Source organism: Inquilinus sp. (assembly GCF_039594555.1).
Classification (GTDB): Bacteria; Pseudomonadota; Alphaproteobacteria; order DSM-16000; family Inquilinaceae; genus Inquilinus.
Map to the genome: position 1 here is coordinate 1 of NZ_JBCNNF010000471.1, position 5,094 is coordinate 5,094.

General features: G+C 71.3%; 5 protein-coding genes. 3 read left to right on the forward strand and 2 right to left on the reverse strand.

What is annotated here, in order from left to right; translation table 11 throughout:
• The 3 genes from ABDW35_RS31905 to ABDW35_RS31915 all read left to right on the forward strand — a co-directional run.
• A partial coding sequence (locus ABDW35_RS31905) for a hypothetical protein (RefSeq protein ID WP_343717874.1) occupies positions 1-259 on the forward strand: 259 nt, incomplete at its 5' end.
• Between the two features lie 111 nt (positions 260-370).
• Complete coding sequence (locus ABDW35_RS31910; RefSeq protein WP_343717875.1) at positions 371-1,555, forward strand: MFS transporter; 1,185 nt, start codon at positions 371-373, stop codon at positions 1,553-1,555.
• 79 nt (positions 1,556-1,634) lie between these two features.
• Positions 1,635-2,558, forward strand: coding sequence for an alpha/beta hydrolase (locus tag ABDW35_RS31915; protein WP_343717876.1), 924 nt, complete (start codon positions 1,635-1,637; stop codon positions 2,556-2,558).
• A gap of 9 nt (positions 2,559-2,567) precedes the next feature.
• Here the strand turns inward: ABDW35_RS31915 and ABDW35_RS31920 are convergent, their stop codons facing one another.
• Entirely contained in the window at positions 2,568-3,806 is a 1,239-nt protein-coding gene (locus tag ABDW35_RS31920) for a cyclopropane-fatty-acyl-phospholipid synthase family protein (protein WP_343717877.1), read from the reverse strand.
• 158 nt (positions 3,807-3,964) lie between these two features.
• Positions 3,965-5,094: UdgX family uracil-DNA binding protein (locus ABDW35_RS31925; RefSeq protein ID WP_343717878.1), on the reverse strand; the 1,130-nt coding region annotated here is incomplete at its 5' end.

Consider the following 5,094-nt stretch of genomic DNA (forward strand, 5'->3'; position numbering starts at 1 on the left):
CTGCCAGACCGAGATGGACGACGAGGCGCTGCTGGCCTCGTTCCGCTACGCCCAGCGGCAGGACCGGCTGATCGGCCAGCTCGGCCATGCCGCCGTGGCGTTGCACGAGGCCGAGACGGCGGATGAACGCAAGGCGGCCCGGGTGGCGGCGGCCAAGCGCAGGCGCGAGCTGGAGCGGGCGAAGATCCGTGAGGAGCGGCGACAGCAGCGCATCGCGGCGCGGCGCGCCGATGCCGAGCCGGCGATCGCGGCCGAGTAGGGTCTTCGGCATCTTGGAAATCATGTCACAACTGATTGGCTTCCCCGAAGCATAGTACAAGCCCGGCCCGGCGGCCATCTAGCGGTGAGCTTTCATCGCAAGGTGGCCGTCATGCCCGTTGCCCTCTATGCCCTCGCGGTCGGTGCCTTCGGCATCGGCATCACCGAATTCGTGATCATGGGCCTGCTGATGGAGGTCGGGACCGATCTCGGCGTCTCGATCTCCACCGCCGGCCTGCTGATCAGCGGCTATGCGCTCGGCGTCGTCGCCGGCGCGCCGATCCTCACCACCCTGACCGGCTGGATGCGGCGCAAGACCGTGCTGCTGGGGCTGATGGTGATCTTCACCATCGGCAACTTGGCCTGCGCGGTGGCGCCCGACTACACGATGCTGATGGCGGCGCGGGTGCTGACCGCCTTCGCCCACGGCACCTTCTTCGGCGTCGGCTCGGTGGTGGCCACCGGCCTGGTGCCGGCGCAGAAGCGTGCCTCGGCCATCGCCATCATGTTCACCGGCCTGACCATCGCCAACATCCTCGGCGTGCCCTTCGGCACCTGGCTGGGCCAGGGCTTCGGCTGGCGCGCCACCTTCTGGGCCGTGACCGCGGTCGGCATCGCCGCCCTCGCCGTGATCGCCGTCGCCGTGCCGAAGGACGAGGCGCCGGCCGACGAGTCGGACTGGCGGCAGGACCTGAAGGTGCTGGCGCGCCGCCCGGTGCTGCTGGGCCTGCTGACCACCGTGCTGGGCTTCGCCGCCGTCTTCGCCGTCTTCACCTATATCGCGCCGATACTGACGCAGATCACCGGCGTGTCGGAACAGGCGGTGTCGCCGATCCTGCTGGTGTTCGGCGGCGGGCTGGTGGTGGGCAACCTGCTGGGCGGCAAGTTCGCCGACCGCTGGCTGGTGCCGACCGTGCTGGGCAGCATGCTGGTGCTGGCCGTGGTTCTCGGCCTGATGACCTTTGCCGTGCACAGCACCGTGCTGGCCGTGGTCTTCGTCGGCCTGCTGGGCGCCGCCGGCTTCGCCACCGTCGCGCCGCTGCAGATGTGGGTGATGGAGAAGGCTGAAGGCGCGGGCCAGAGCCTGGCGTCGAGCTTCAACATCGCCGCCTTCAACCTCGGCAACGCGCTGGGTGCCTGGCTCGGCGGCCAAGTGATCGAGCACGGCCCCGGCCTCGGCGCGGTGCCCTGGGTGGCGGCGCTGGTGCCCCTGGTCGGCGTCGCGGTGGCGATGGTCAGCCTGCGGCTCGACCGCCGCGCCCCGGCACTGGTCCCCGCCGCGGACTGCGCTTCCTGATCGCGCGGAACTGCTCATGCGAGATGGCCCGCCGATCCCAGGCGGGCGTCTTCTCTTGCCGAAATCCGTTGGAGTTCCGATGCCGCTCGACCCCCAGGCCCAGGCCGTGCTCGACGTCCGCCGGGACGCACGGGCCTTCGACTATGATACCGTCACGGCGGCGGAGTTTCGTGCCGCCTTCGCCATCCCGGCCCCGTCCGGCCCGCCGGCCGGCGGCCTTCGGGTCGAGGACCGGGTGATCGACGGTCCGGGCGGGCCGCTCAGCCTCCGCCTCTACCGGCCGGATCGGGCCGGGCCGTTTCCGGTCACGCTGTTCCTGCACGGCGGCGGTTTCACCATCGGCAGCCCGGATGCCACCGACGGCATCTGCCGCGCTTTGGCTGCCGGGGCCGGCAGCCTCGTGGTTTCGGTCGGCTACCGACTGGCGCCGGAGGCACCCTTCCCGGCCGGGCTGCGGGATGCCGAAGCGGCGCTCGACTGGGTGCACGGGAACGCAGCGGAAATCGGCGGCGACGCCGGGCGGATCGCGGTGGCGGGCAACAGCTCCGGTGGCAATTTCGCCGCCGTTCTGGCGCAGCGGTCCCGGATGGAAGGGCCGGCTCTGTGCCACCAGTTGCTGCTGTTCCCCGCGCTCGATGCCGCCGCCGAAGCCGAGTCCTGGCGCCTGCATGGGGAAGGGCTCATCCTGACCGCACCGATGATGCGCTGGTTCTGGCGGCTGTACCTGCCGGATCCGGCCCTTGCTTCCGACCCCCGCGTCTCGCCGCTACGCCGGCCCGACCTCTTCGGCCTGCCGCCTGCCACCATCTTCACCGCCGAATACGACCTGCTGCGCGACGAGGGCGAGGCCTATGCCGTGGCGCTGCAGGCCGCCGGGGTGCCGGTGGCATTGCGGCGCTGGCCTGGCCAGCTGCACGATTTCCTGCTGATGCAGGGGGTGGTCGATGCGGCGGAGGACGGGCTGGGCGAAGCCGCGGCGGCGCTGCGCCGCAGCTTCGCCTGATGGGCACGGCTAGGCTGTGGCCCGCTGCGGCACGACGCTGTCGCCGATATCGGTCAGCGCCATCTGCCGCTCGCGGTCGACCATGTAGTCGCGGGTGATCGGCACGGTGTCGATGCGCTTGGCGAATTGCAGCTGGAACACGACGGTGGTGCGGTAGCGGAAGCCGACCTCGCACAGCGCCAGGTAGTACTCCCACATCCGGCAGAAGCGCTCGTCGTAGAGCTTCGCCGCGTCGGCCCAGCGGGCCATGAAGCGCTCGCGCCAGTGCCGCAGCGTCTCGGCGTAGTGGATGCGCAGCACCTCGACATCGGTGATGTACAGGCCGACGCGCTCCGCCATCGTCGCCAGCTCCGACAGGGTCGGCAGGTCGGCGCCCGGGAAGATGTATTTGCGGATGAACGGGTTGATCGGGCCCGGCGTGTCGGAATAGCCGATCGTGTGGATCAGGGCGACGCCGTCATCGGCCAGGAGGTCGTGCAGCTTGGCGAAGAACTCGGCGTAGTTGCGCTTGCCGACATGCTCGAACATGCCGACCGAGACGATGCGCTGATACGGCCCCTGCTCCTGCCGGTAGTCGCGCAGGTGGAACTTGGCCCGGTCCGCCAGCCCGGCGGCGGCGGCCCGCGCCGTGCTCAGCTTGTGCTGCTCGGTGCTCAGGGTCACACCGGTGACATCGGCCCCGGTCTCCCGCGCCAGGTACAGGCCCAGGCCGCCCCAGCCGGAGCCGATGTCCAGCGTCTTCAGACCCGGCTTGTCGAACAGCAGCTTGGCGGCGATGTGCCGCTTCTTGTTCAGCTGCGCCGTCTCCAGGCTGTCCTCGGGCGTGGCGAAATAGGCGCAGGAATACTGGCGGTCGGCGTCGAGGAACAGGTCGTACAGCTCGGCCGACAGGTCGTAGTGATGGGCGACGTTCTGCTGCGCCTTGCCGACCGGGTTGTACTGCTTCAGCCCGCGCGTCACCCGTGCGATCAGGGCCAGCCAGCCATGGCTGTCGACCCTCAGGTTCTTCGCGACCACCGCCAGGAAGTCGTAGAGCGAGCCCTCCTCGACCGTCAGCTGGCCGTCCATATAGGCCTCGCCCAGCGCCAGGCCGGGGTTGCGCATCAGCGTGTAGGCCAGGCGCGGCGACTTCAGCCGGATCACCGCGCGGGGCGGGGAGCTGTCGCCGATGGCGTGCGACCGGCCGGCGGCGTCGATCACCCGCAGGCTGCCGTCCCGGACGATCGATTTCAGAAGTGCAATGAACATCCTGCCCAAATCTCTCGTTCGTCGCCGCCTGGCGCGGGTCGAACGCAGCCCCAGCGGGCATGGCGGGCGATCCGGAGGCCGGGGCGATTCCCTGTCCAGGCGCAAAGTTGGACCATGCCTGGGAACATTTGTGTACCCTTTTTGTCGAATCCCGCCGATCAGCCGCGGCGGATCTCCGGCACCAGCGCCGCCGCCTGGCCCAGCTCCGCCACGAAGCGGCGATGCTCCGCCTCCCGGGCCGCCTCGTCGGGCAGGCGCAACAGGTAGGACGGGTGGACGGTCGCCAGGCCCGGCAGGTCGTCGCGAAAGCGCAACGGCCGGCCGCGCAGGTCCGACAGCGGCCCGGTGTGGCCGGATAGCGCCCGCGCCGCGGTTGCGCCCAGCGCCACGGCCAGGCGCGGGCGGATCAGCCCCAGCTCCCGCTCGACCCACCAGCGGCAGGCCTCGACCTCGCCGCTGTCCGGGCGCTGGTGGATGCGGCGCTTGCCGCGCACCTGGTACTTGAAGTGCTTCACCGCGTTGGTGACGTAGATGCGGCCGCGGTCGATCCCGGCCTCGGCCAGCGCCCGGTCCAGCAGCTGCCCGGCCGGGCCGACGAAGACGCGGCCGGCCAGGTCCTCCTGGTCCCCCGGCTGTTCGCCGACGAAGACCACCGGCGCGTCCGGCGGCCCTTCGCCCAGAACGGGCTGGGTCGCCGGGCCGTGCAACGGGCAGCGGCGGCAGGCGGCGATCTCCGACGCCAGCCCGACCAGGGTGCCGGCGGGGCCGGGCGCGTGCAGGTCGGGCGCCGGGATCGCCTTGCGCGGCGCCTCGGCCGTCGCCGCGATCATCGCCCGGGTGCGCGCCGCGGCGCCGTCCAGCAGGTCCGGAATCAGCGCGGCCTCCGGCAGGTTGCGCCAGTAGCGCTTCGGCATCTCCGCCTGCATCATCGCCGGGTTGGCCCGCGCCGGGTTGAAGGTGGCGGCATAGTAGCGGCCCCAGGCGTCCTCCAGCGCGTCCTCGTCCGGCGCATCCGCGCGCCGCATGGCCGGGCCGATCGCCAGCCCGGTTCCGTCCCAGTGCAGCGACCCGTCCGGCGTCAGGATCGACCAGCGCATCGCCGCGAACCGGCCGATGAAGAACGGCGCCGCCCGGCGCAGGATGTGGTGCTCCGGCTCGAACCAGGCGACGAACCGCTCGCCGTCCTCCGCCTCGATCCGGCGGAAGCGCAGGAAGGCGGTCATCCGGTGCTCGTCCCGGTCGACCGCGCCGGCCATCCGCTCCATCCGCCGGGCCAGCGGATGGGTGG

Excerpts from the sequence above, each read along its gene's own strand:
- ABDW35_RS31915 (WP_343717876.1), top strand. The coding sequence starts at position 1,635 with ATGCCGCTCGACCCCCAGGCCCAGGCCGTGCTCGACGTCCGCCGGGAC.
- ABDW35_RS31910 (WP_343717875.1), top strand. The coding sequence starts at position 371 with ATGCCCGTTGCCCTCTATGCCCTCGCGGTCGGTGCCTTCGGCATCGGC.
- ABDW35_RS31920 (WP_343717877.1), bottom strand. The coding sequence starts at position 3,806 with ATGTTCATTGCACTTCTGAAATCGATCGTCCGGGACGGCAGCCTGCGG.